The organism is Streptomyces sp. NPDC002868 (genome assembly GCF_055563295.1).
Map to the genome: position 1 here is coordinate 261,664 of NZ_JBVHDR010000009.1, position 20,463 is coordinate 282,126.

19 protein-coding genes are annotated in these 20,463 nt (G+C 71.0%); 10 read left to right on the forward strand and 9 right to left on the reverse strand.

The genetic code is table 11. From position 1 onward, the window contains the following. Positions 1-36 precede the first annotated feature (36 nt). The 3 genes from ACZ3H8_RS26505 to ACZ3H8_RS26515 all read left to right on the forward strand — a co-directional run bounded on the left by ACZ3H8_RS26505 (position 37) and on the right by ACZ3H8_RS26515 (position 3,529). Complete coding sequence (locus tag ACZ3H8_RS26505) at positions 37-948, forward strand: SDR family NAD(P)-dependent oxidoreductase (RefSeq protein WP_467405913.1); 912 nt, start codon at positions 37-39, stop codon at positions 946-948. Positions 949-1,274: 326 nt separating this feature from the next. Next, the gene (locus ACZ3H8_RS26510; RefSeq protein WP_467405915.1) at positions 1,275-2,483 is read left to right on the forward strand and encodes an acyl-CoA dehydrogenase family protein; all 1,209 of its coding nucleotides are present in this window, start codon (positions 1,275-1,277) and stop codon (positions 2,481-2,483) included. Next, positions 2,480-3,529, forward strand: a complete 1,050-nt coding sequence (locus tag ACZ3H8_RS26515) for a Zn-dependent alcohol dehydrogenase (protein ID WP_467405917.1) — start codon at positions 2,480-2,482, stop codon at positions 3,527-3,529. Before ACZ3H8_RS26510 ends, ACZ3H8_RS26515 begins: the two co-directional genes overlap by 4 nt. Before the next feature lie 19 nt (positions 3,530-3,548). Here the strand turns inward: ACZ3H8_RS26515 and ACZ3H8_RS26520 are convergent, their stop codons facing one another. Beyond that, the gene (locus tag ACZ3H8_RS26520; RefSeq protein WP_467405919.1) at positions 3,549-4,541 is read right to left on the reverse strand and encodes a GlxA family transcriptional regulator; all 993 of its coding nucleotides are present in this window, start codon (positions 4,539-4,541) and stop codon (positions 3,549-3,551) included. Positions 4,542-4,600: 59 nt separating this feature from the next. Here ACZ3H8_RS26520 and ACZ3H8_RS26525 point away from each other — a divergent pair, with 59 nt between their 5' ends. Further along, positions 4,601-5,953 (forward strand): MFS transporter, encoded by a 1,353-nt coding sequence (locus tag ACZ3H8_RS26525; protein WP_467405921.1) that lies wholly within the window; start codon positions 4,601-4,603, stop codon positions 5,951-5,953. On the opposite strand, the gene ACZ3H8_RS26530 is transcribed toward ACZ3H8_RS26525, so the two are convergent. Beyond that, positions 5,943-6,557, reverse strand: coding sequence for a flavin reductase family protein (locus ACZ3H8_RS26530; RefSeq protein ID WP_467406148.1), 615 nt, complete (start codon positions 6,555-6,557; stop codon positions 5,943-5,945). The genes ACZ3H8_RS26525 and ACZ3H8_RS26530 overlap by 11 nt on opposite strands. 163 nt (positions 6,558-6,720) lie before the next feature. Here ACZ3H8_RS26530 and ACZ3H8_RS26535 point away from each other — a divergent pair, with 163 nt between their 5' ends. Then, positions 6,721-7,605 (forward strand): sigma-70 family RNA polymerase sigma factor, encoded by an 885-nt coding sequence (locus ACZ3H8_RS26535; protein WP_467405924.1) that lies wholly within the window; start codon positions 6,721-6,723, stop codon positions 7,603-7,605. Positions 7,606-7,747: 142 nt separating this feature from the next. Here the strand turns inward: ACZ3H8_RS26535 and ACZ3H8_RS26540 are convergent, their stop codons facing one another. The 4 genes from ACZ3H8_RS26540 to ACZ3H8_RS26555 form a co-directional block, all read right to left on the reverse strand. Continuing rightward, the gene (locus tag ACZ3H8_RS26540; protein ID WP_467405926.1) at positions 7,748-8,920 is read right to left on the reverse strand and encodes a DUF3103 family protein; all 1,173 of its coding nucleotides are present in this window, start codon (positions 8,918-8,920) and stop codon (positions 7,748-7,750) included. Between the two features lie 197 nt (positions 8,921-9,117). Next, a complete protein-coding gene (locus ACZ3H8_RS26545; protein WP_467405928.1) occupies positions 9,118-9,951 on the reverse strand; it encodes an enoyl-CoA hydratase/isomerase family protein in 834 nt (277 codons plus the stop codon). A gap of 37 nt (positions 9,952-9,988) precedes the next feature. Beyond that, positions 9,989-12,208 (reverse strand): acetate--CoA ligase family protein, encoded by a 2,220-nt coding sequence (locus ACZ3H8_RS26550; protein WP_467405930.1) that lies wholly within the window; start codon positions 12,206-12,208, stop codon positions 9,989-9,991. Between the two features lie 274 nt (positions 12,209-12,482). Beyond that, a complete protein-coding gene (locus ACZ3H8_RS26555) occupies positions 12,483-13,631 on the reverse strand; it encodes a flavin-containing monooxygenase (protein WP_467405932.1) in 1,149 nt (382 codons plus the stop codon). A gap of 172 nt (positions 13,632-13,803) precedes the next feature. Here ACZ3H8_RS26555 and ACZ3H8_RS26560 point away from each other — a divergent pair, with 172 nt between their 5' ends. Together ACZ3H8_RS26560 and ACZ3H8_RS26565 are read left to right on the forward strand one after the other, a co-directional pair. Next, entirely contained in the window at positions 13,804-14,253 is a 450-nt protein-coding gene (locus tag ACZ3H8_RS26560; protein WP_467405934.1) for a DoxX family protein, read from the forward strand. Beyond that, positions 14,253-14,663 (forward strand): Zn-ribbon domain-containing OB-fold protein, encoded by a 411-nt coding sequence (locus ACZ3H8_RS26565; protein ID WP_467405936.1) that lies wholly within the window; start codon positions 14,253-14,255, stop codon positions 14,661-14,663. Before ACZ3H8_RS26560 ends, ACZ3H8_RS26565 begins: the two co-directional genes overlap by 1 nt. On the opposite strand, the gene ACZ3H8_RS26570 is transcribed toward ACZ3H8_RS26565, so the two are convergent. Then, a complete protein-coding gene (locus ACZ3H8_RS26570) occupies positions 14,664-15,332 on the reverse strand; it encodes a pyridoxine/pyridoxamine 5'-phosphate oxidase (protein ID WP_467405939.1) in 669 nt (222 codons plus the stop codon). Between the two features lie 52 nt (positions 15,333-15,384). Here ACZ3H8_RS26570 and ACZ3H8_RS26575 point away from each other — a divergent pair, with 52 nt between their 5' ends. Further along, positions 15,385-15,957 carry a TetR/AcrR family transcriptional regulator gene (locus ACZ3H8_RS26575; protein ID WP_467405941.1) on the forward strand — a complete coding sequence of 191 codons (573 nt, stop codon included), beginning with the start codon at positions 15,385-15,387 and terminating at the stop codon, positions 15,955-15,957. A 97-nt stretch (positions 15,958-16,054) separates the two neighbouring features. Here the strand turns inward: ACZ3H8_RS26575 and ACZ3H8_RS26580 are convergent, their stop codons facing one another. Together ACZ3H8_RS26580 and ACZ3H8_RS26585 are read right to left on the reverse strand one after the other, a co-directional pair. Continuing rightward, the gene (locus tag ACZ3H8_RS26580; protein ID WP_467405942.1) at positions 16,055-17,314 is read right to left on the reverse strand and encodes an FAD-dependent monooxygenase; all 1,260 of its coding nucleotides are present in this window, start codon (positions 17,312-17,314) and stop codon (positions 16,055-16,057) included. A 147-nt stretch (positions 17,315-17,461) separates the two neighbouring features. Beyond that, positions 17,462-18,631, reverse strand: coding sequence for a thiolase C-terminal domain-containing protein (locus ACZ3H8_RS26585; RefSeq protein ID WP_467405945.1), 1,170 nt, complete (start codon positions 18,629-18,631; stop codon positions 17,462-17,464). Between the two features lie 142 nt (positions 18,632-18,773). On the opposite strand from ACZ3H8_RS26585, the gene ACZ3H8_RS26590 reads away from it, so the two are divergent. Both ACZ3H8_RS26590 and ACZ3H8_RS26595 read left to right on the forward strand, forming a co-directional pair. Next, the gene (locus tag ACZ3H8_RS26590; RefSeq protein ID WP_467405947.1) at positions 18,774-19,958 is read left to right on the forward strand and encodes an acyl-CoA dehydrogenase family protein; all 1,185 of its coding nucleotides are present in this window, start codon (positions 18,774-18,776) and stop codon (positions 19,956-19,958) included. After that, positions 19,958-20,428: a nitroreductase family deazaflavin-dependent oxidoreductase gene (locus ACZ3H8_RS26595; RefSeq protein ID WP_467405949.1), complete on the forward strand. Its 471-nt coding sequence runs from the start codon at positions 19,958-19,960 to the stop codon at positions 20,426-20,428. The genes ACZ3H8_RS26590 and ACZ3H8_RS26595 overlap by 1 nt, the downstream gene beginning before the upstream one ends. Positions 20,429-20,463 lie beyond the last annotated feature (35 nt).

Consider the following 20,463-nt stretch of genomic DNA (forward strand, 5'->3'; position numbering starts at 1 on the left):
TAACGGTCCGTCAGAAACCGCGGGAAGGGGCCGGACGTGGGGAACTTCTTGGCAGGCAAGGTCGTCGCCGTAACGGGTGCCGGGCGCGGCATCGGCCGGGCGGTGGCACTGGCCGCTGCGGCGGCGGGGGCGCGGGTCGTCGTCAACGACTACGGCGTCTCGATCGAGGGCGGCGAGCCGACGTCGGAGGTCGCGTCGGCGGTCGTCAAGGAGATCGTCGCGGCCGGCGGAGAGGCGGTCGCGGTGGCCGACGACATCGCGACGATGGCCGGGGGGCAGCGACTGATCGACGTCGCGCTCGCGGAGTACGGCCGTATCGACGGGGTCGTATGCGTGGCCGGGATCCTGCGTGAGCGGATGCTCTTCAACATGTCGGAGGAGGAGTGGGACCCGGTCGTGGCCACCCACCTGAAGGGCACCTTCACGGTCTTCCGCGCGGCGTCCGCGGTGATGCGCAAACAGGGCACGGGCACGCTGATCGGCTTCACCAGCGGCAACCACCAGGGCAGCGTGGCGCAGGCGAACTACTCCGCCGCGAAGGGCGGAATCATCTCCCTGGTCCGGAGCGCGGCGCTGGGCCTGAACAAGTACGGGGTGACGGCGAACGCGATCGCCCCTGTGGCCCGTACGCGCATGTCCGCGAACGTCCCGATGGAGCTGAAGGAGATCGGCGAGCCGGAGGATGTGGCGGCGCTGGTGGTGTATCTGCTCTCCGAACGGGCCCGGGAGGAGCGGATCACGGGCCAGGTCTACACAATCGCCGGCCCGAAGATCGCGGTGTGGGCCCAGCCGAGGGAACTCCGGGCGGGCTACACGGAGGGCGCATGGACCCCGGAGAAGATCGCGGACTTCCTGCCGGGAACGGTGGGGGTGGACCCGATGCCGATGCTGGCGCACCTGGAGGAGATGGCGCGAGCGGCGGCGAGGAGGGCCCGCCCGAACGGCTAGCCGGGGCCCGGCCCCGGACCCCGCGCCTCAATCGCCGGCGGGGCTGGATTCGGGGCTCCGCCCCGGACCCCGCTCCTCAATCGCCGGAGGGGCTTGATTTCGCGTCCGGGACCACGCCTCAAACGCCGGCGGGGCTGGATTTGCCCGGGCGGGCTTCAAGTTTCGGCCGGACGGGCGGAAATTCAAGCCCGTCCGGCGATTGAGGACAGGCCCGAAGGGCCTAGGGGGGTCTGGGGGCTTGCCCCCAGTTCGGGAAGTGGGGGTCCCCCCACGCCCGCCAGGGCGTAGGGGGGAGGGTAGGGGGACTTCAACTCCTTGGAGGAGACGTGGACTTCGCGTTCGGGCCGCCAGACGACGCGTTCCGCAGAGACGCACAGTCATGGCTCGCCGAGCACATGACCGATGAGTTCGCCGGCCCCGCCGGCCTCCGCGGGCCCGGGAGCGAGCACGAGCGAGTCCACGCGCGCCGCGCCTGGGAGCGGGAGCTCGGCCGCGACGGGTGGATCGGGCTCGGCTGGGACACCGGCGTGTACGGGAACCGCCAGGCCACCCTCACCCAGCAGGTCGTCTGGGCCGAGGAGTACGCCCGCGCCGGCGCCCCCGGCCGCCTCGGGCACATCGGGGAGAACCTCCTCGCGCCCACCCTGATCGCGTACGGCAGCCAGGCGCAGCAGGACCGCTTCCTGCCGGCCGTCGCACGCGGCGACGAGCTCTGGTGCCAGGGGTACAGCGAGCCGAACGCAGGGTCCGACCTCGCCGGAGTGCGGACGGCGGCCGTACGCGACGGGGACGTCTACCGGATCAGCGGGCAGAAGATCTGGACCTCCCTCGCGCAGGACGCCGACTGGTGCTTCGTACTGGCACGGACCGAAGAGGGATCCCGGCGGCATCACGGGCTGTCGTTCCTGCTCGTCCCGATGGACCAGCCGGGCCGTATCGACGTACGGCCCATCCGGCAGATCACCGGAACCAGCGAGTTCAACGAGGTCTTCCTCGACGGCGCCGAGGCCCGCGCCGAGCATGTCGTCGGCGGCGAGGGCAACGGCTGGCACGTCGCCATGGGCCTGCTCGAATTCGAGCGCGGGGTCTCCACTCTCGTCCAACAGATCGGCTTTGCCGAGGAGTTGACGCGGGTCGTGCGGCTGGCTGTCGACAGCGGCGCGGTCAGCGATCCTGTGCTGCGCGACCGGCTCGTACGGCAGTGGGCCGAGCTGCGCACCATGCGGTGGAACGCCCTGCGGACCCTGGGCAGTTCGGGCGACCGAGGCGCTCCCAGCGCCCCCGGCGGCCCCAGCGTCGCCAAGCTGCTCTGGGGCGGCTGGCACCAGCGGCTCGGCGAGCTCGCCATGGCCGTACGGGGCACGAGCGCGGCCGCAGGCCCGTACGACTGGAGCAGCGAGAGCCCGTACGAACTCGACGCCATTCAGCGCCTGTTCCTCTTCACCCGCGCCGACACCATCTACGGCGGCTCGGACGAAATCCAGCGCAACATCATCGCCGAGCGGGTGCTCGGCCTACCGAGGGAGCCCCGATGAGAGGCGTCGTCTTCGACGGCACGCAGCCCCAGGTCGTCGACGATCTGGAGATACGGGAGCCGGGCCCCGGCGAGGTGCTGGTCGCCGTCGCCGCCGCCGGGCTGTGCCACAGCGACCTGTCCGTGATCGACGGCACGATCCCCTTCCCCGTGCCGGTCGTGCTCGGGCACGAGGGCGCGGGTGTTGTCGAGGCGGTCGGCGCGGGCGTCGGCCACGTCGCCCCCGGCGACCATGTCTCGCTGTCCACCCTCGCCAACTGCGGGGCGTGCGCGGACTGCGACCGCGGCCGCCCCACGATGTGCCGCAAGGCGATCGGCCGCCCCGGCCGGCCCTTCTCCCGCGGCGGTGAGCCACTCTTCCAGTTCGCCTCCAACTCCGCCTTCGCGGAACGCACGATCGTCAAGGCCGTCCAGGCGGTGAAGATCCCCGCCGACCTGCCCCTCACCTCGGCCGCGCTGATCGGCTGCGGGGTGTTGACGGGGGTGGGCGCCGTACTGAACCGCGCGATGGTCGACCGCGGTGACACCGTCGTCGTCATCGGCACCGGCGGCATCGGCCTGAACGTCATACAGGGTGCGCGGATCGCGGGCGCGTCCGCGATCGTCGCCGTCGACTCGAACCCGGCGAAGGAGGCGGTGGCCAGGCAGTTCGGGGCGACGGACTTCCTCGCGTCGGCACAGGGCGTACGGGAGATCCTGCCGGCCGGCGCCGACCATGTCTTCGAGTGCGTCGGGCATGTGGGGCTGATCCGGCAGGCGATCGAGCTGCTCGACCGGCACGGCCAGGCGATCCTCCTCGGCATGCCGGCGGCGACGGCGGAGGCGAGCTTCGTGCCGGCGGCGATGTTCCTGGACAAGTCCATCCTGGGCTGCCGTTACGGCTCCTCGCGCCCGCAGCACGACATCGCCCTGTACGCCGAGTTGTACCGGCAGGGCCGGCTACTGCTGGACGAACTGGTCACCGAGATCTACCCGATCGAGGACTTCGCGAAGGCGGCGGACGACGCGCATCACGGGCGGGTGGCGCGCGGCGTGCTGACGTTCTGAGCTCTGGGCCCCCAGCCCCTCACCCTCCAGCGGCGGCGCGGAAAGCGCGCCGGTACGCGGTCGGCGGGACGCCCAGCGCCGCCTGCAGGTGCTGGCGCATCGACTGCGCCGTGCCGAAGCCCGCGTCCCTCGCCACCTGATCGACGGAGAGATCCGTGGATTCGAGCAGATGCCGGGCCCGCTCCACGCGCTGCCGCGTCAGCCACTGGCCGGGGCTGATGCCTGCCTCCTCGCGGAAGCGGCGCGTGAACGTCCGTACCGACATGGACTCCTGGTCGGCCATGTCACGCAGCTGGATCGGCTCGTGGAGGCGGCTCAGCGCCCAGGCCCGCGCGCTGGTGGTGGTCGCCAACTGCGGTTCGGGGACGGGCCGGTGGATGTACTGGGCCTGACCGCCGTCCCGGTGCGGCGGTACGACCGTACGGCGCGCGACCTCATTGGCGACGGCCGTGCCGTGGTCACGCCGCACGATGTGCAGGCACAGATCGATTCCGGCCGCGACTCCCGCCGAGGTGAGCACGTCACCGTCGTCGATGAAGAGGACGTCCGCGTCGACCCTGACGGACGGGAAGAGCCGCTGGAAGTGCTCGGCGGAGGACCAGTGGGTGGTGGCGGGCCGGCCGTCGAGGAGCCCGGCTGCGGCGAGGACGTAACCGCCGGTGCAGATCGAGACCATGCGGGTGCCGGGCCGGATGTGCGCGAGGGCGGCCGCCAGCTCTTGGGTGAGCCGGCCCTCCTCGTAGACCGGGCCCAGTTCGTACGAGGCGGGGACGACGACGGTGTCGGCGGTGGCCAGCGCTTCGGGGCCGTGCTCGACGTGAATGTCGAAGTCTGCGTCCGTGCGGACGGGACCGGGCCGGACCGAGCAGGTGACGACCTCGTACAGGGGGTGGCCGTCCGTGTCCTTGGCACGGCCGAAGATCCGGTGCGGAATGCCCAGCTCGAAGGGGAGCAGCCCGGTCAGGGCCAGCACGACGACCCGATGCCTCTTGATGCCCTTTAGATCACCCATGGCCCGATCCTATCGAACACTGTCCTCCGGGCCACTCGTTGCGGTTGATCGCTCCCCGGATGCTGGGTGACGTGACCCAGACAACCGAGCCGCAGCACGGCAGACTGCCCCTTCGCCGCCCTCCACGCACCCGTGTCCACCGTGCGTGGTTCGTCGCCGCCGTCACCTTTGTGACGATCATCGGCGCCGCGGCCTTCGCCTCGCTGCCCGGTCTGCTGATCGAGCCGCTGCACGAGGAGTTCGACTGGTCGCGCGGCACGATCGGCTTCGCGGTCTCGGTCAATCTCGCGCTGTACGGGCTCACCGCGCCGTTCGCCGCGGCGCTGATGGACCGCTTCGGCATCCGCCGGGTGGTCGCCATAGCCCTCACGGTCATCGCGGTCGGCTCCGGGCTCACCGTCTTCATGACGACGTCCTGGCAGCTCGTCCTCTACTGGGGCATCCTCGTCGGCCTGGGCAGCGGCTCGATGGCGCTGGCGTTCGCCGCGACGGTCACCAACCGTTGGTTCGTGCAGCGGCGCGGCCTGGTCACCGGCATCCTCACCGCAGCCGGCGCCTCCGGCCAGCTCGTCTTTCTCCCACTCCTCTCCTGGCTGGTCGAGAACCACGGCTGGCGCCCGGCCTCGATCACGGTCGCGCTCTCGGCGCTGGCCGTCGTCCCCTTCGTCTGGCTGCTGCTGCGGGACCACCCGGCGGACGTGGGGATCGCCGCGTACGGCGCGGAGGGCTTCACCCCGAAGCCGGACCCGGTGCCGGGCGCGGCCCGCCGCGCGGTCACGGTGCTGTTCAAGGCGGCCCGCACCGGGCCGTTCTGGCTGCTGGCGGGCACCTTCGCGATCTGCGGCGCGTCGACGAACGGCCTCGTCAAAACCCACTTCGTACCCGCCGCCCACGACCACGGCATGCCGATCACGGCGGCCGCGTCGCTGCTCGCGGTGATAGGTGTCTTCGATGTCGTCGGCACGATCGCGTCGGGGTGGTTCACGGACCGCTTCGAGGCGCGGCGGCTGCTGGCGGTGTATTACGCGCTGCGCGGGATCTCACTGCTCTTCCTGCCGATGCTGCTCGCCCCGTCCGTCCACCCGCCGATGATCTTCTTCATCGTCTTCTACGGCCTGGACTGGGTGGCGACCGTGCCGCCGACGATCGCCCTGTGCCGCGAGCACTACGGCGAGGACAGCGCGATCGTGTTCGGCTGGGTGCTGGCATCGCACCAGGTGGGCGCGGCGGTCATCGCCTTCGCGGGCGGTTTGGCGCGGGACGTCTTCGGCTCGTACGACGTGATCTGGTACGCGTCGGGCGCGCTGTGCGCGGCGGCGGCGCTGATGGCACTGGTGATCCGGCGCAGGCCGCTGACCGCGCTGCCGCCGGTGTCGTTGCAGAAGGGGTCGGAAGACCCGGTCAGGGGCTGAAGCGCCCGAACTTCCCCCGGTGGAAGAGCAGCGGCGCTGCCTCGTCGTCCGCACCGAGCGCCGCCACGCGGCCGACGACGATCAGATGGTCGCCCCCGGTGTGCACGGCCTGGATCGTGCAGTCGATCCAGGCCGGTACGGAGTCGAGGAGCGGCGACCCGGTCGCGGGTGATGCGGTGTGGATGACCCCGGCGAACTTGTCCGCGCCGCTGACGGCGAACCCCCGGCACAGCTCGCCCTGGTGCGTGCCAAGGACGTTGACGCAGAAGGCCCCGGCGCGGGCGATGCGCGGCCAGGTCGTGGACGTACGGGCGACCATGAAGGCGATCAGCGGCGGATCGAGCGACAGGGACGCGAAGGACTGACAGGCGAAGCCGGCGGGACCGTCCTCGTCGTGCGCCGTGACGACGGTGACGCCGGTCGCGAAGTGCCCCAGCACGCGCCGGAATTCGGCCGGCTCGACGGGCAGCCGCTCGTCATCGCCGACGGCCCGCAGATCGGGGCGCGGGAGTACGTCGAACGGCTCGCTGGCCGGGTCGGTGGCCGGGTCCGTGGCCGTGGGAGCCCCCACGGACCTGAGGTATCGGACGGCGGTGGCCGCCATCCCTGCGTGTCCCATCACATCCCCATTGAACCTGACGGTGCGTCAGATGGGAAGAGTGCCCGTGCAGCCCGTACGCATCGGTGCTTGCATTGCGTCCCCCTGTCACATCGGATGGGTTTCGTCGGTCATTGCTGTGACACGACGCGACGGAGGTATGTGACCGATGGACGAGCGCGAGCGGCTGGCTGAGCGGTTCGAGGCGCACCGGAGCCATCTGCGGGCCGTGGCCTACCGCATGCTCGGCTCGGCGAGTGAGGCGGACGACGCCCTTCAGGAAGCCTGGCTGCGCATCAGCCGATCCGACACCAGCGGGGTCGAGAACCTGGGCGGCTGGCTGACGACAGTCGTCGGCCGGGTGTCGCTGAACATGCTGCGGTCGCGCACCTCACGGCGTGAGGACCCGCTGGACACGCATGCGCCCGAGCCGGTCGTGAGCCGTGCGGAAGGGGCCGGGGGGATCGACCCCGAGCAGGAGGCGGTGCTGGCCGACTCGGTCGGGCTCGCGCTGCTCGTCGTACTCGACACGCTGGCACCGGCGGAGCGGCTCGCTTTCGTACTGCACGACATGTTCGCCGTGCCCTTCGACGAGATCGCCAACATCGTGGAGCGCTCTCCGGGCGCGGCACGGCAGCTCGCCAGCCGCGCACGCCGCCGGGTGCAGGGGTCGACCCCGGTTCCCGAGGTCGACCTCGGTCGCAAGCGCGAGGTCGTCGACGCCTTCCTCGCCGCCTCGCGCGGCGGTGACTTCGACGCGCTGCTCGCCGTGCTCGATCCGCATGTCGTGCTCCGGGCCGACCGCGCCGCCGTTTCCGCGGGCGCGGCGGAGCAGGTCCGTGGTGCGCAGGCGGTGGCCGACACCTTCTCGGGGCGGGCCCGGATGGCGCAGCCGGCGCTGGTGGACGGGGCGGCGGGGGCCCTGTGGGCTCCGGGCGGAAAGCCGCGGATCGTCTTCGACTTCACGATCAGGGACGGGAAGATCGTCGGGATCGACATCCTCGCCGACCCCGAACTCATCGGCGAGCTCGACCTGGCGGTTGTCGACGACTAGAGCAGAGGGGTCTGGTGAGCTGGTGCCAACGGCCCCTGTGGCGAGGCATTCAGCCCGGCCGCAGGGGCCGTCGCAGGAAGCGCTTCAGCGGCTCAGCGAGCGCTTCAGAAGAAAGGCTGCGAGCGGTGGGTCGGACGAGGTCTCAGAACCCCTGGACGTAGTACGGCTCGACTGTCATCCAGCCGTTCGCGCGGGCGCCGGCGCGGCGGCCGGTGTCGTTCTTGGCCAGGGTGTACCAGGAGTCGACGTAGTCCGGGTCGTCGGTCCACCAGTCGTCGGGAATGGCGTCCAGGACCGCGTTGACCAACGGGATGTAGGCGCCCTGGTCGGCGATGGTGAGCAGGATGCCGGCGATGGCCTTGGCGAGGTCGCGGTAGTTGGTGCTGCCGTCCTCCTCCATCATCACGGCGTCGGCGAGGTTGTACTTGTAGTTGGACCAGTTCACCAGGATCTGGTTGGGGTGGTAGACCACTCCGTCCTTGTCCAGGTAGGGCATGTCGACCGGGTCGACGCGGACCTTGCCGTCCAGGCCGAAGCCGGTCACGAGCGAGTAGACCTCGGCGTCGCCCTTGACCCAGGGCTCCTCGTCGTCCGAGAGCGCCACGCCGGTAATACGCGTGGTCCAGAAGCCCGCACCGGCGGTGCTCGCCTGCGGCACGGTCAGGCCGTGCTTGCTGAACTCCTGGCGCATGACCTTCATGCCCGCCGCAATGGCCTTGGACTCGTCGATGTCGAGCACATAGACGGGCCGGTCGGGGGTCTTGCGCGCGTCCAGCGTGTGGGCGGCGCCATGGCTGTCGTAAGCGGTGATCGTCTTGGCACGGTCGTCGGCCGTGGCGGCGGCGACGAGCGGGACGGCGCCGGCCTTGAGGTGCTTGCGCATCGAGTCTGCGCCCAGGCGCAGCCGCAGTAGGGAGCCGGTGTCCGCGCCGAGGCCCTTGGCGGCGGCGATCTGCCGATCGGCCGAGACCAGCGAGGACGTGAGGCGCTTGCCGGCCTGCGCCACGGTGGCCCGGCCGGTCAGCGCGCGCAGATCAGATTGCCTGGCGCCCAGGGCCGCATCACGCACCTGCGAGCGCCAGACCGCGTCGGCGAGCGAAGCGGCGACCGCCCGGGCGGTCCGGTCCTCGATGCGGCTGACCGCGGCCGAGGTTGCTGTGCGTGACGGCGGTGCCGAGGCAGTCGCCCGGTCAGCAGCCGCAGTGTCCGCCGGGGCACCTGCCGCGGGAAACGCGGCAAGCTGGACGGCGGCCAGGCAGGTGACGGAAATGATGGCACCGGCAAGGAGTTTGGGCCGGGCACGTCTACTGCTCAAGAGGTCCTCCTGAAGCGAGTGGGGGGTATTCCGGGGTCGCATTCGGATGGAGCGTGAGAGCCGTGGTACAGAACGATCTACACGAGTAGACTCGTGTGTTCAGGATGACGGTGCCATGTCAGAAAGGCAACCGGTCTGTCCCCAACTCGGCCCCGGCTGGGGCGCGTTGCGCGTGGCGTTCGAGGAACTCGCTGTGGCTAGAGCCCGCGGTACTGAGGCGTGCGGCGCTCCACGAAGCTCGCCACGCCCTCGTTCGCGTCCCGAGTCGTCATATTGACCTCCTGCGCGGCAGCCTCCGCGGCGAAGGCTGCGGCCCGGTCGGCGTCGAGCGAGGCGTTCACCAGCTGCTTGGTGAGCGCGATCGCCCTCGTCGGCCCGGCCGCCAGCCGCTCCGCCCACTCGCGCGCGGTCTTCTCCAGCTCGTGCGCCGCCACGACGCGGTTGACCAGCCCGATCCTCTCGGCCTCCGCTGCGGGCAGCGAGTCGCCGAAGAACATGAGCTCCTTGGCCCTTTGCGGCCCGACCAGCCGCGGCAGCAGATACGCCCCGCCGCCGTCCGGGACGAGCCCGCGCCGTACGAACACCTCGATGAACTTGGCCTCTTCCGCAGCCAGTACGAGATCACAGGCGAAGGCGAGATGCGCGCCGATGCCTGCGGCGGTCCCGTTCACGGCCGCGATCACGGGCTTCTCACAGTCCAGTACGGCCCCGATGAGGCGCTGCGCGCCGAGCCGGATCGTCCGCGCCACGTCCCCGGGGATCCGATCCCGGCCGGCCGGCGGCGTCCCGCGCAGGTCCGCGCCGGCGCAGAAGCCCTTGCCGGTGGCGGCGATGACGACGGCGCGGATCGCTGGGTCGGCGGAGGCGGCGGCGAGCAGCGCGATGATCCTCTCCCGCTGGTCCCAGGTGACCGCGTTCATGGCTTCGGGGCGATTGAGCGTGATCCACGAGACGCCGTTGTCAGTGGCGTGCTGTATCAATGACTCAACGTGATCAACGTGATCAACGGGTTCTTCGGGGGAGGAAGTCATGGGGGTACGGCTCCGATTCGTGAGGCGGGCGGGGGACTTACCGGCACACCGCCAGAGCGTCCAGCGCCACCGCGCCCTGCCCGCGCGGCAGCACCATCAGCGGGTTGATGTCCAGCTCCGACAGCTCGTCGCCCAGCTCCAGCGCCATCCGCTCGACCCGCAGCACCACTTCCACCAGCGCGTCCACATCCACCGGCGGGCCGCCCCTGACACCGTCCAGCAGCGCGCGGCCGCGCAGTTCGCCGAGCATCGCGCGTGCCTGGTCCTCGCCGAAGGGCGGTACGCGTACGGCCGCGTCGTGCAGCACCTCCACCAGCACCCCGCCGAGGCCGACCGTCACCGTCGGACCGAACAGCGCGTCCTGGGTGACTCCGACGACCATCTCGACCCCCCGCTCGACCATCTGGCAGACCAGGATCCCGTCGAGGTCGACGCCCTCGTAGCGGGCGATGTCGGTCAGTTCGCGATAGGCGTCGCGGACCTGGCTGGCCGAGGTCAGCCCGACCTTGACCAGGCCCAGTTCGGTCTTGTGGGCGAGCTGCGTCCCCGACGCCTTCATGACGACCGGGTAGCCGACCAGTCCCGCGGCCCGGACCGCCGCCGCCGCGCTGGTCACCAGCTGCTCGCGCGGCACGCGGATGCCGTACGCCCGAAGGAGCTGCTTCGCCGCGTGCTCGCTCAGCTGCTTGCCCGGGCGCATCAGTGCCTGCGCCTTGCGGAAGGAGAGGGACGGGGTGCGCGGCGCCTCGTCGAAGGGGGAGCGGTAGCCGGCCCTGAAGCGGTGGTGGTCCAGGTAGGCGCGGACGGCGGTGATGCAGTTGGCGAAGGTGCGGAAGGTGGCGACCCGCGAGGACCCGAGCAGCGTCTCGCGGTACGCCGCCTCCGTGCCCACCGGCGACCCCCACACCACGCACACCAGCTTGTCCGTGGCCTCCGCCGCGTCCACCAGGTCCTGCGCCAGCTTGTCGCTCATCGGCGGGAAGGGGCCGGTGATCGGGCAGATCAGCACCCCGACCTGTGGGTCGGCCAGGATCGCGTCGATGATCTTGCGCCCGCGCCAGTCGCCCACGGGATGCCCGCCGTTGTCGACGGGGTTCGCGACGCTCAGATACGGCGGTATCCACTCGTGCAGTTCGGCCTGCTTGGCCTCGGGGAGCCGCGGCAGCCGCAGCCCCGCCGCGGTCGCCAGGTCCGAGAAGTGCGCGCCCGTGCCGCCCGAGATCGAATAGACGACGACGCCGTCGGCCACGGGCCTGCGCGCCCGTGCCAACAGCGCTGAGGTGTCCTGGAGTTCGTCGAGCCCGTCCACCCGGATCACGCCGAACTGCCGCATCGCCGCGTCCACCACCTGGTCCGCGCCGGTCAGTTTGCCGGTGTGCGAGGCGGCCATCCGCGCCCCGGTCTCGGTCCGCCCGACCTTGACCGCGACCACCGGTACCCCGCGCCGCGCGGCCCGGTCGGCGGCGAGCAGGAAGGAGCGCCCGTCCTTGAGCCCCTCGACGTAGCAGGCGATGGCCCCGACCTCGGGCCGCTCGGCGAAGTACGAGATGAAGTCGGCGGTCTCCAGGTCGGCCTCGTTGCCCGTGGGCGCCCAGTGGGAGAGCCGTACGCCGAGCTCCTGCATGGTGAAGACGGGCCGCCCCTGGTGTCCGGACTGGGTGATCAGCGCGATCGCCGGCCCGTCCAGGTCGTCCCGGAACTTCTCGAAGGCGTTCAGATTGGTGTTGGGGCCAAGAAGCCGCAGCCCCGAGCGCTCCACCGCGGCGGCCAGTCGCGTCTGGGCGGCCGCGCCCTGCTCGCCGGTCTCGGCGTACCCGGAGGCGAAGGCCACGGCGAACTTCACCTTGGCCTCAGCGAGTTCCTCGATCACCGGCAGCGGGTCGCCGACCAGCAGCACGGCGAGGTCGATCTGCTCGGGCAATTCGCCGACGGACGGCGCGCAGCGCAGCCCGAAGACGCTCTCCCGGGTCGGATGCACGGGATACAGCCGCGCGCCGACGCGCTCGGCCCAGTCGACGAGCTGCCGCGTGATCCCGGTATTGGGCCGCCCGTCGCCGTCGGACGCCCCGACGACGGCGACGGACGAGGGCCGGAAGAACCGGTCCAGATCGGGCACGGGCGCGTACAGCGGTCGCCCGCTGACATCCAGATCACCGTCGGTGGCGGTGCCGTGCACAACGGTGTGCGGTGATTCGCCGCAGGCCACAACGCGGGCGCGGAGGTCGGTGGTGAGGGTGCCGTGAGTCGATCCAAGCATCGCCGAGCCCCGCTCCTGCTCGTTGGACAGTTAACTGACGCATAGTCAGATTACAGACCTGACGGCCTGTCAGGAACAGTCCTGCGGGCAAAGGCTGGCGGCGGCACCGATTTGCGGGTTCCGTGGAAGGGCACACTCGGTTCTCGCGGGTGCGCCGCCCGCCCCGTGGACGGCCGCTGTCCCACCCGTACCCATGTGTGTGAGCCCGCACCCTCCACGCCGAGCGGGAGTGGGGGCGCGATCCTGTTCTCCGGCGGGGTGGCCGGGCGGCCCGCTAGCGCACCAGCGCCTTCGCGATCTTGCGTGCGTCGATCGCCATCTCGCGGAACATCCCGCTGATCGGGTTGGTGAACCCGGTGAAGAAGAGCCCCGGCGCCTGCGCGGCGGCGCGGCCGCCGTGCACCACCGGGCGGCCCCGCTCGTCCAGTACGCCGAGGTGGCCCACCAGGTTCTCCAGTGCCCGCTCGTAGCCCGTCGCCGCGATCACCGTATCCGGGGTGATGCGGGTGCCGTCCGCCAGGACCGCCTTGCTGTCCTCGAAGGAGTCCAGCGCCGCGACCGGTTCGACCTTGCCGGAGCGGACCGCGGCGATCAGGCCGACGTCCTGGACCGGGATCGCGCCCTCGCGCACCCGGGAGTACAGGCCCGCGTCCGGGCGCGGCAGGCCCTGTTCGGCGAGGTCGGGTACGGAGATCTTGCCCATGATCTCGCCCGCCCGGTCCACGAGGCGGACCGGGAGGCGGCGGACCAGAATGCCGGTGCGCTGGGCCGGCCAGCCCGCCGTCGAGCGGCGGACTATGTGCGGGGCCGTCCGCACGGCGAGGCGGACCCGGGCGGCGCCGCCCTCCACCAGGTCGACGGCTATCTCGGCGCCGGTGTTGCCGACGCCGACGACCAGTACGTCCTTGCCCGCGTACCGGGCTGCGTTGCGGTACTCGCCCGCGTGCAGCAGTTCTCCGGTGTACGAATCGCGGCCCGGCCAGTCGGGCAGGCGCGGGGTGTGGTTGTAGCCGGTGGCCACCACGACCGCCCGCCCGGTCAGCTCACGGCCGCCCGTCGCATGCAGTAGCCAGTCGGGGCCCGACGGCTCGATCCGGGAGACCTCGACCCCCGTCACGATCTCCAGCTCGTGGAACTCCGCATACTTCTCCAGGTAGCGGATCACGTTGTCGCGCGAGACCCAGCGCCCGAAGGACCGGGGCATCGCGAGGCCGGGCAGGCCGGACAGCCGCCGGGTGGTGTGCAGATGCAGCCGGTCGTAGTGGCGGCGCCAGGACGCGCCCACGGATTCGGACTTCTCCAGCACCACGGCCCGTACGCCCTGCTCCCGCAGCGCGGCGGCAGCCGCGAGACCGCCCGGGCCGCCGCCGATGACGTAGACGGGCCGGTCGTTCGTGAGGTCGATGTCCTTTTCGTCGGGCATGAATCGTGAGCGTAACCGCACGATTACTTGATGGGTCTCAGTCAAGATGGGAATCGGTTGCGAATCGGTCACGCGCGCACACCACTTGTTCACAAGCCGCCGCATCCCTTGCGCGCGGGCCGCCCCATCCGCTGAACTGACGTACCGTCAGAAATGTGGAAAGGGGGTCCGGATGGAGACCGTCTGGCTCACCGGTGCCGAATGGCTCGCCGTCCTTCGTATCGGTCTCGGCCTCTGGTGGCTGGAGAGCTGGCGCCACAAGGACAAGAAGGGCTGGTTCGAGCGCGGCACCGGCATCGCCTGGGCCGCCGACGTCGCGGGCAAGCACAGGTGGCCCTTGGTGAAGACCGGCTTCAAGACGGTGGTCCAGCCCCGCCCCAAGGCGATGGCGTACATCGTCGTCTACGCCGAACTCGCCCTCGGACTCGGTCTGGTCGTCGGCTTCCTGACCCCGATCGCCCTCGTCGGCGGCCTGCTCCTCAATCTGCTCTATCTCGTCCTGATGATCCATGACTGGGCGGAACAGGGGCAGAACGCCATGATGGCGCTCATATCGCTTGTCGCGCTCTTCGCCATGTCCTGGCAGACCTGGTCCCTCGACAGTGCGATCGGACTCTTCTGATGGCGACGGCGCCGCGGTTCGATCTGCCCGAAAGCGACGACTTCACCCGCCCCTTCTGGGGCGCCGCCACCGACGGGCGGCTGCTGATCCGCCGTTGCCGCGTGTGCGCGCGAGCTCACCACTATCCGCGCGAGTTCTGCCCGTACTGCTGGAGCGAGGACGTCGACTGGGAGCGGGCGAGCGGCCGCGCGACGCTCTACACCTGGTCCGTCGTGCACCGCAACGACCTGCCGCCCTTCGGCGCCCGCGCCCCGTACACCGCCGGGGTCGTCGATCTCGTCGAGGGCCCGCGCATGATGACCGAGATCGTTCAGTGCCCGGAGGGCGGACTGAGCATCGGCATGGCGCTGGAGGTCACCTTCCGCCAGGAGGACGGCGAGCAAGCAGTCCCCGTCTTCCGGCCGGCGTGATCACGGCCAGAGCAGCTCCTTCATCCAGCCGCCGTCCTCGCGGCGGTAGCGCAGCCGCACGTGCCGCCGCTGCTCGTCGCCCTGGAAGAACTCCACCTCGTACGGATCGAGCACATAGCGCGTCCAGGTCGGCACGGGCGCGTCGGGCTCGGCCTGTGCCCGCTCCCACGCCGCCTGCGAGGCGTCCGCCAACTCACTCCGGGAGCCCAGGACTTCACTCTGGCGGCCGGTGAGCGCCGCGGCCAGCGCGCCCGTCGAGCGGGCGTGCAGATCGGCCTGGCTCTCGGTGGAGCCGCTCGCGCCCACCTTGCCCCGGATCCGGATCTGGCGGCCCTGCGCGGCCCAGTAGAAGCCCAGCGCGGCATCGGGGCGGGCGGCCAGCTGGCGGCCCTTCGCGCTGGTGGCGTGCGAGGCGAAGTGCCAGCCCCGCTCGTCCGCGTCGTGCAGCATCAGCGTTCGTACGTCAGGACGCCCCTGCTCGTCCACGGTGGCCAGGGTCATGGTGTGCGGCTCTCGCTGACCGGCTGCCACGGCCTCCGCGAACCACCGGTGGAACAGCGGCAGTGGCGTGCTGGGCGCCGCGGCAGGGTCGAAGCCGGGGAGCGTGGTGTCCCAGACCCGCTGTGCGCGCAGGAGCCTGCGGAACGTTTCCTGCTGATCGTTGTCCATGCGGTTATTACTACACTCGCAGTGGTGTCAGGGGGCAGTGAGAGGAACACGCATGAGGCAGAACCTGGCCCGGCGCGCCGCGCTGATCGACGCGGCCATCGAGGTGCTCGCCCGCGAGGGTGCGCGCGGCCTGACATTCCGGGCCGTCGACGCCGAGGCGGAGGTGCCCAAGGGCACCGCGTCCAACTACTTCGCCAACCGCGACGATCTGCTCACCCAGGCCGGCGGCCGGATCTACGAGCGGATGCAACCGGACGAGCCGACCATGGAGGCCATGCTCGAAGGGCCGGCCACTCGCGCGCGGACCGCCGAACTGGTGCGCGAAGTGGTGGAGCGCGTCACCGCGTTCCGCACCGGCTATCTCGCGCTTCTGGAGCTGCGTCTGGAGGCCACCCGCCGCCCCGCCCTGCGCGCGGTGCTCACCGAGCGCGTCAGGGAGGACGTCGAGAACAATGTCACCAGCCACCTGGCCGCCGGTCTGCCCGGCGACGCCGACGCGGTCAGGATGATTTACCTCGCCGCCAATTGGCTGGTGGTGGAACGCCTCACACTTCCCGACGTCTTCCCCAGGGAGGAGGCCGGCGACCTCATCGCGGCGCTGGTCGAGCGGCTGCTCCCGGAGTAGCCCGGTCCGAGCCGAGCCGCGGGCTGCCCTGCGCCGTCACCGGGCCGGGCCTCACTGCCCTGCGCCGTCACCGGGCCGGGCCTCACTGCCCCGTGCCTCAACGCGTCGCGGCCAGTGCCTCGCGGCTCGCGTAGTCCTTGATCCCGATGGCATGCGCCGCCTCCTGCACACTCTCGGTGATCTTCCTCGCGATCAGGTTCTTCCAGGGCATGTACGGCAGCATCCGCAACATCGCCATCCGCAGACGGATCTTGCCCTTTGAAGGGACCGTCATCTCCTTCGCGAAGCGCTCGGCGAACCTCTGGTTGAGCTCCACGCCCGACCGCATCCCGCTCTCGTAGCGCTCGTACGCCACCGTGTGATCGCCGTTCGCCGCCGCCAGCTCGCCCGCCAGGATGTACGCGCCGATCAGCGCGAGGCCGGTGCCCTGGCCGGAGGCCGGTGATGCGCAGTGGGCCGCGTCGCCCAGCAGCAGGACCCGCCCCTTCGACCAGCGGTCCATCTCGATCAGGGTGATGGAGTCGAAGTAGAAGTCGCGGGCGGCCGCGGCGTTCTCCAGCATCGTCGGGATCTCCCACCCGTCGCCCGCGAAGGCGTCGGCGAGGATCTTCTTCTGCCGGTCCATGTCCCGGTAGTCGTACGACAGCTCGGACGAGCCGAAGATGAACAGGTTCTTGGCGGTGCTCTCGCCGCCCGAACTGTAGGCGCACACCAGCTTGTTGGGCAGCGCGTGGTACGTCTCCCAGCGGTCCAGGCCCAGATGGTTGGGCGCGGTGAAGATGGAGATGTACGCGCCCAGGTGCCGCTTGAACTGCCTCTCGTCGCCGAACACCAGCCGACGCGTGTTGGAGTGCAGCCCGTCCGCGCCCACGACCAGGTCGAAGCGGCGTGGCTCACCGTTCTCGAAGGTGACGGTGATGCCGTCCGCATCTTCGTTCAGGGCCGCGATCGAGTCGCCGAAGATGTACTCGACGCCGTCGCGCGTGTGCTCGTACATGATGCGGGCCAGGTCGCCGCGCATGATCTCGTCGTCGCCGTCCACCCGTCCGCCGAAGAAGTCGGCGGGCATCTCGGCGATGGTGCCGCCGGCGTCGTCGACGTATGAACCGCCCTGCATGTCCGTGGAGGCGCGGCGCACGTCGTCCAGGATCCCCATCCGCTCGCAGACGTCGATGGAGACGCCGCGCAGGTCGACCTTGTAGCCGCCGGGCCGCAGCTGAGGGGCGCGCTCGACGAGGGTCGGGGTGAAGCCGTAGCGGTGCAGCCAGAGAGCGAGGGCAGGGCCCGCGATCGAGGCACCGGAGATCAGAACGGTCTTGTTGGCGAGCCTGTGGCTGGTGCCGGCGTGCTTCGTCATCGGGACTCCCGGGTCGAGTGATGGGCGGCGCCTGCGCCTGCGCGCCTGCCGGTGATCGAACTATACGGATGTCCCATACGTTTGTCTATGACGGTTGTATAGATCCCTTTCGGTAGAGCTTCCTTCCCTGGAGTCCCTCCCGGCTTCTCAGTCCCGGCCCAGCACCACCGTCCCGGACGAGCAGAACCATCCGCCCGTACCGGATGCCACCGCCAGCCGCGGTGGCCCGCCGTCGGCCTTGCGCACCTGGTGGCCGTCCGCCTCGCCGCGGAGCTGCCGTACGGCCTCGACCAGCAGAAACAGCCCGCGCATCCCGGGATGGCAGGCGGAAAGGCCGCCGCCGTCGGTGTTCACCGGCAGCTCGCCGTCGAGCTTCAGCCGCCCCTTCTCGACGAAGGGCCCGCCCTCGCCCTTGGTGCAGAAGCCCAGGTCCTCCAGCGTCACCAGCGTCATGTAGGTGAAGGCGTCATAGATCTCGGCGATGTCGATGTCAGCGGGGGTGACGCCCGCGCGCTCGAAGGCGAGTCGGCCGCTCACCGCCGCCGGGGAGACGGTGAAGTCCTCCCACTCGGACATCGTGGTGTGGGAGACGTACTCGCCGGTGCCCAGAATCCACACCGGGTCCTTCGCGCAGTCGCGTACGTACTCCTCCGCGGCGATCAGCACCGCGCAGCCGCCGTCGCTGCGGATACAGCAGTGCAGCTTGGTGAACGGGTCCGCGATCACCGGCCCTTCCAGCACCTCGTCGACGGTGATCGGGTCGCGGAACATCGCGTCCGGGTTGGCGGCGGCGTTCGCCCGCGCCTGGACCGCCACCGAGGCGAGCTGCTCCAGCGTCGTGCCGTACTCGTGCATATGGCGGCGGGCGGCCATCGCGTACTTGGCGATGAGGGTGTGGCCGTACGGGACCTCGAACTGGAGCGGTCCGCGGCCGCCGAAGGAGAGGTTGGAGGTGCGCCGCCGCGCCTTGATGTCGGCGCGGGCGGTCGATCCGTAGACGAGTAGTACGGCATTGGCGTGACCGGCGGCGATCGCGTCTGCCGCATGCGCCGCCATGACCTCCCAGGTGGCGCCGCCGACGGCGGTCGAGTCCACCCAGCGCGGCCTCAGGCCCAGATACTCGGCGACCTCGGCCGGGGCGAGCGTGCCGAGGCCGGCCGAGCCGAATCCGTCGATGACGGACCGGTCGAGGCCGCTGTCGGCGAGTGCGCGGCGGGCGGCCTGGGCGTGGAGGGCGTAGGGCGTGGGGCCATCGACGCGGCCGCAGTCCGAGAGGGATATGCCGACGATGGCGACTCTGCGCTGTGGGGAGGCCATGAATCTGACGGTACATCAGATAGCTTGGAGCGTACGGCTGGAAGCAGTACCGAAGACGTCGGTGCCCATCTCGCACGCACACCTCTGTGAATCTGGGTCCGCCGCCTCTAGCATGACGGCCCGTCAGATACGGAGGGATCCCATGGACACCGCCTTCACCGCGGAGCAGGACGAGATCCGCCGCACCCTGCGCGAACTGCTGACCAAACGGTCCGGCCCGGAAGAGGTCAGGGCCGCCGTCCGCACCGCCGCCGGGTACGACCCGCAGCTGTGGGCGCAGCTGTCCGAGCAGCTGGGCCTGCCGGGTCTCGCGCTGCCCCAGTCGTACGGCGGCGTGGGGTGCGGCCTCGCGGAGCTCGCGCTCGCCTGCGAGGAGACCGGGCGGGCGCTGCTGCCCTCGCCGCTGCTGGCCACTGCGGGGCTCGCGGCGCCGCTGATCACCGCGCTCGGGACGCCCGGGCAGCGCGACGAACTGCTGCCGCGTATCGCGGACGGCTCGCTGACCTGCGCACTCGCAGTGCCGGGCGGCGCTCTGGCGTCGGCTCTCGGGCTGACCGCTGACAACGCGTCGGGGGAGTGGGCGGGCGGCGGCCGGGCCGGCGGCGTACAGGCGCGGCCCGGCGACGGCGGGGAGTGGCTGCTCTATGGGGAGGCCGGGCAGGTCCTCGACGGACACAGCGCGGGACTGCTGCTGGTCGCGGCGCACACGGGCGGCTTCGCCCGCAGCCGGACGCTCCTGTTCCTGGTACGGGCGGATGCGGCGGGTCTTACCCGGGTCCGGCAGACGTCACTGGACCAGACGCGGCCGCAGGCCCGTATCGAACTACGGGACTGCGCGGCGGAATTGCTGGGCGCGGACGACGCTGCGGATGTGCCGGGGGCGCTGGCGGGTGCGGGGGCGCGGGCGGCGGCCCTGCTGGCGGCGGAGGCGGTCGGCGCGGCCGCGAGCGCGCTGGACCGGACGGTGGAGTACGTCCGCGCCCGCGAGCAGTTCGGCCGGGCGATCGGCTCCTTCCAAGCGGTGAAGCACAGGCTGGCGGATCTGTACGTACGGGTCCAGGCGGCCCGCTCGGCGGCGTACTACGCGGCGTGGGACCCGGCGGAGGGCGGTCTGGCCCTGGCCCAGTGCCTGGAGGCGCTGCGGGTGGTCACCGGGGAGGCCGTCCAGCTGCACGGCGGGATCGGCTTCACCTGGGAACACGAGGCGCACCTTTACTTCAAACGGGCGACGGCGGACGAGCTGCTGTTCGGCCCGGTCCACCGGCTGCGCGCGCATGCGGCCGAACGGGCGGGACTCTTCGCTGCGCGGCCGGCGGTGGCGGTCTGATGCCTCCTGGTGTGCGACTGATCCAGAAGGTCTCGTCGACCCGCGCCTTCGCGAAGATCGCGCCCCACTTCATCCCGGCGATGGACCGCACGGTGCACCGCCTGACGCGCGGCAGGGTGCTGCTCAGCGCACAGATGCTGCCGGGCGTCATTCTCACGGCCCGTGGCGCGAAGAGCGGCCTGCCGAGGGTCACCCCGCTTGCCTGTATGCCGGAGGACTCGGGCGGCTGGCTCCTGATCGGCTCCAACTTCGGCCGCCCGGGCCACCCGTCCTGGACGGCGAACCTGCTGAAGAACCCGGACGCGGAGGTCAGCTGGAAGGGCGAGGACATTCAGGTCCACGCCCGCCTGCTGGAGGGCGAGGAAAGGGAAGAGGCCTGGCGGGCGGCCCTGAAGTTCTGGCCGCCGTACGCGACGTACCAGTCAAGGGTGGACCGTCAGATCCGCCTGTTCCGCCTGTCCCGCCGGTAGGGATGCGGATTCAGCGATGCGGATTGCGGTGCCCT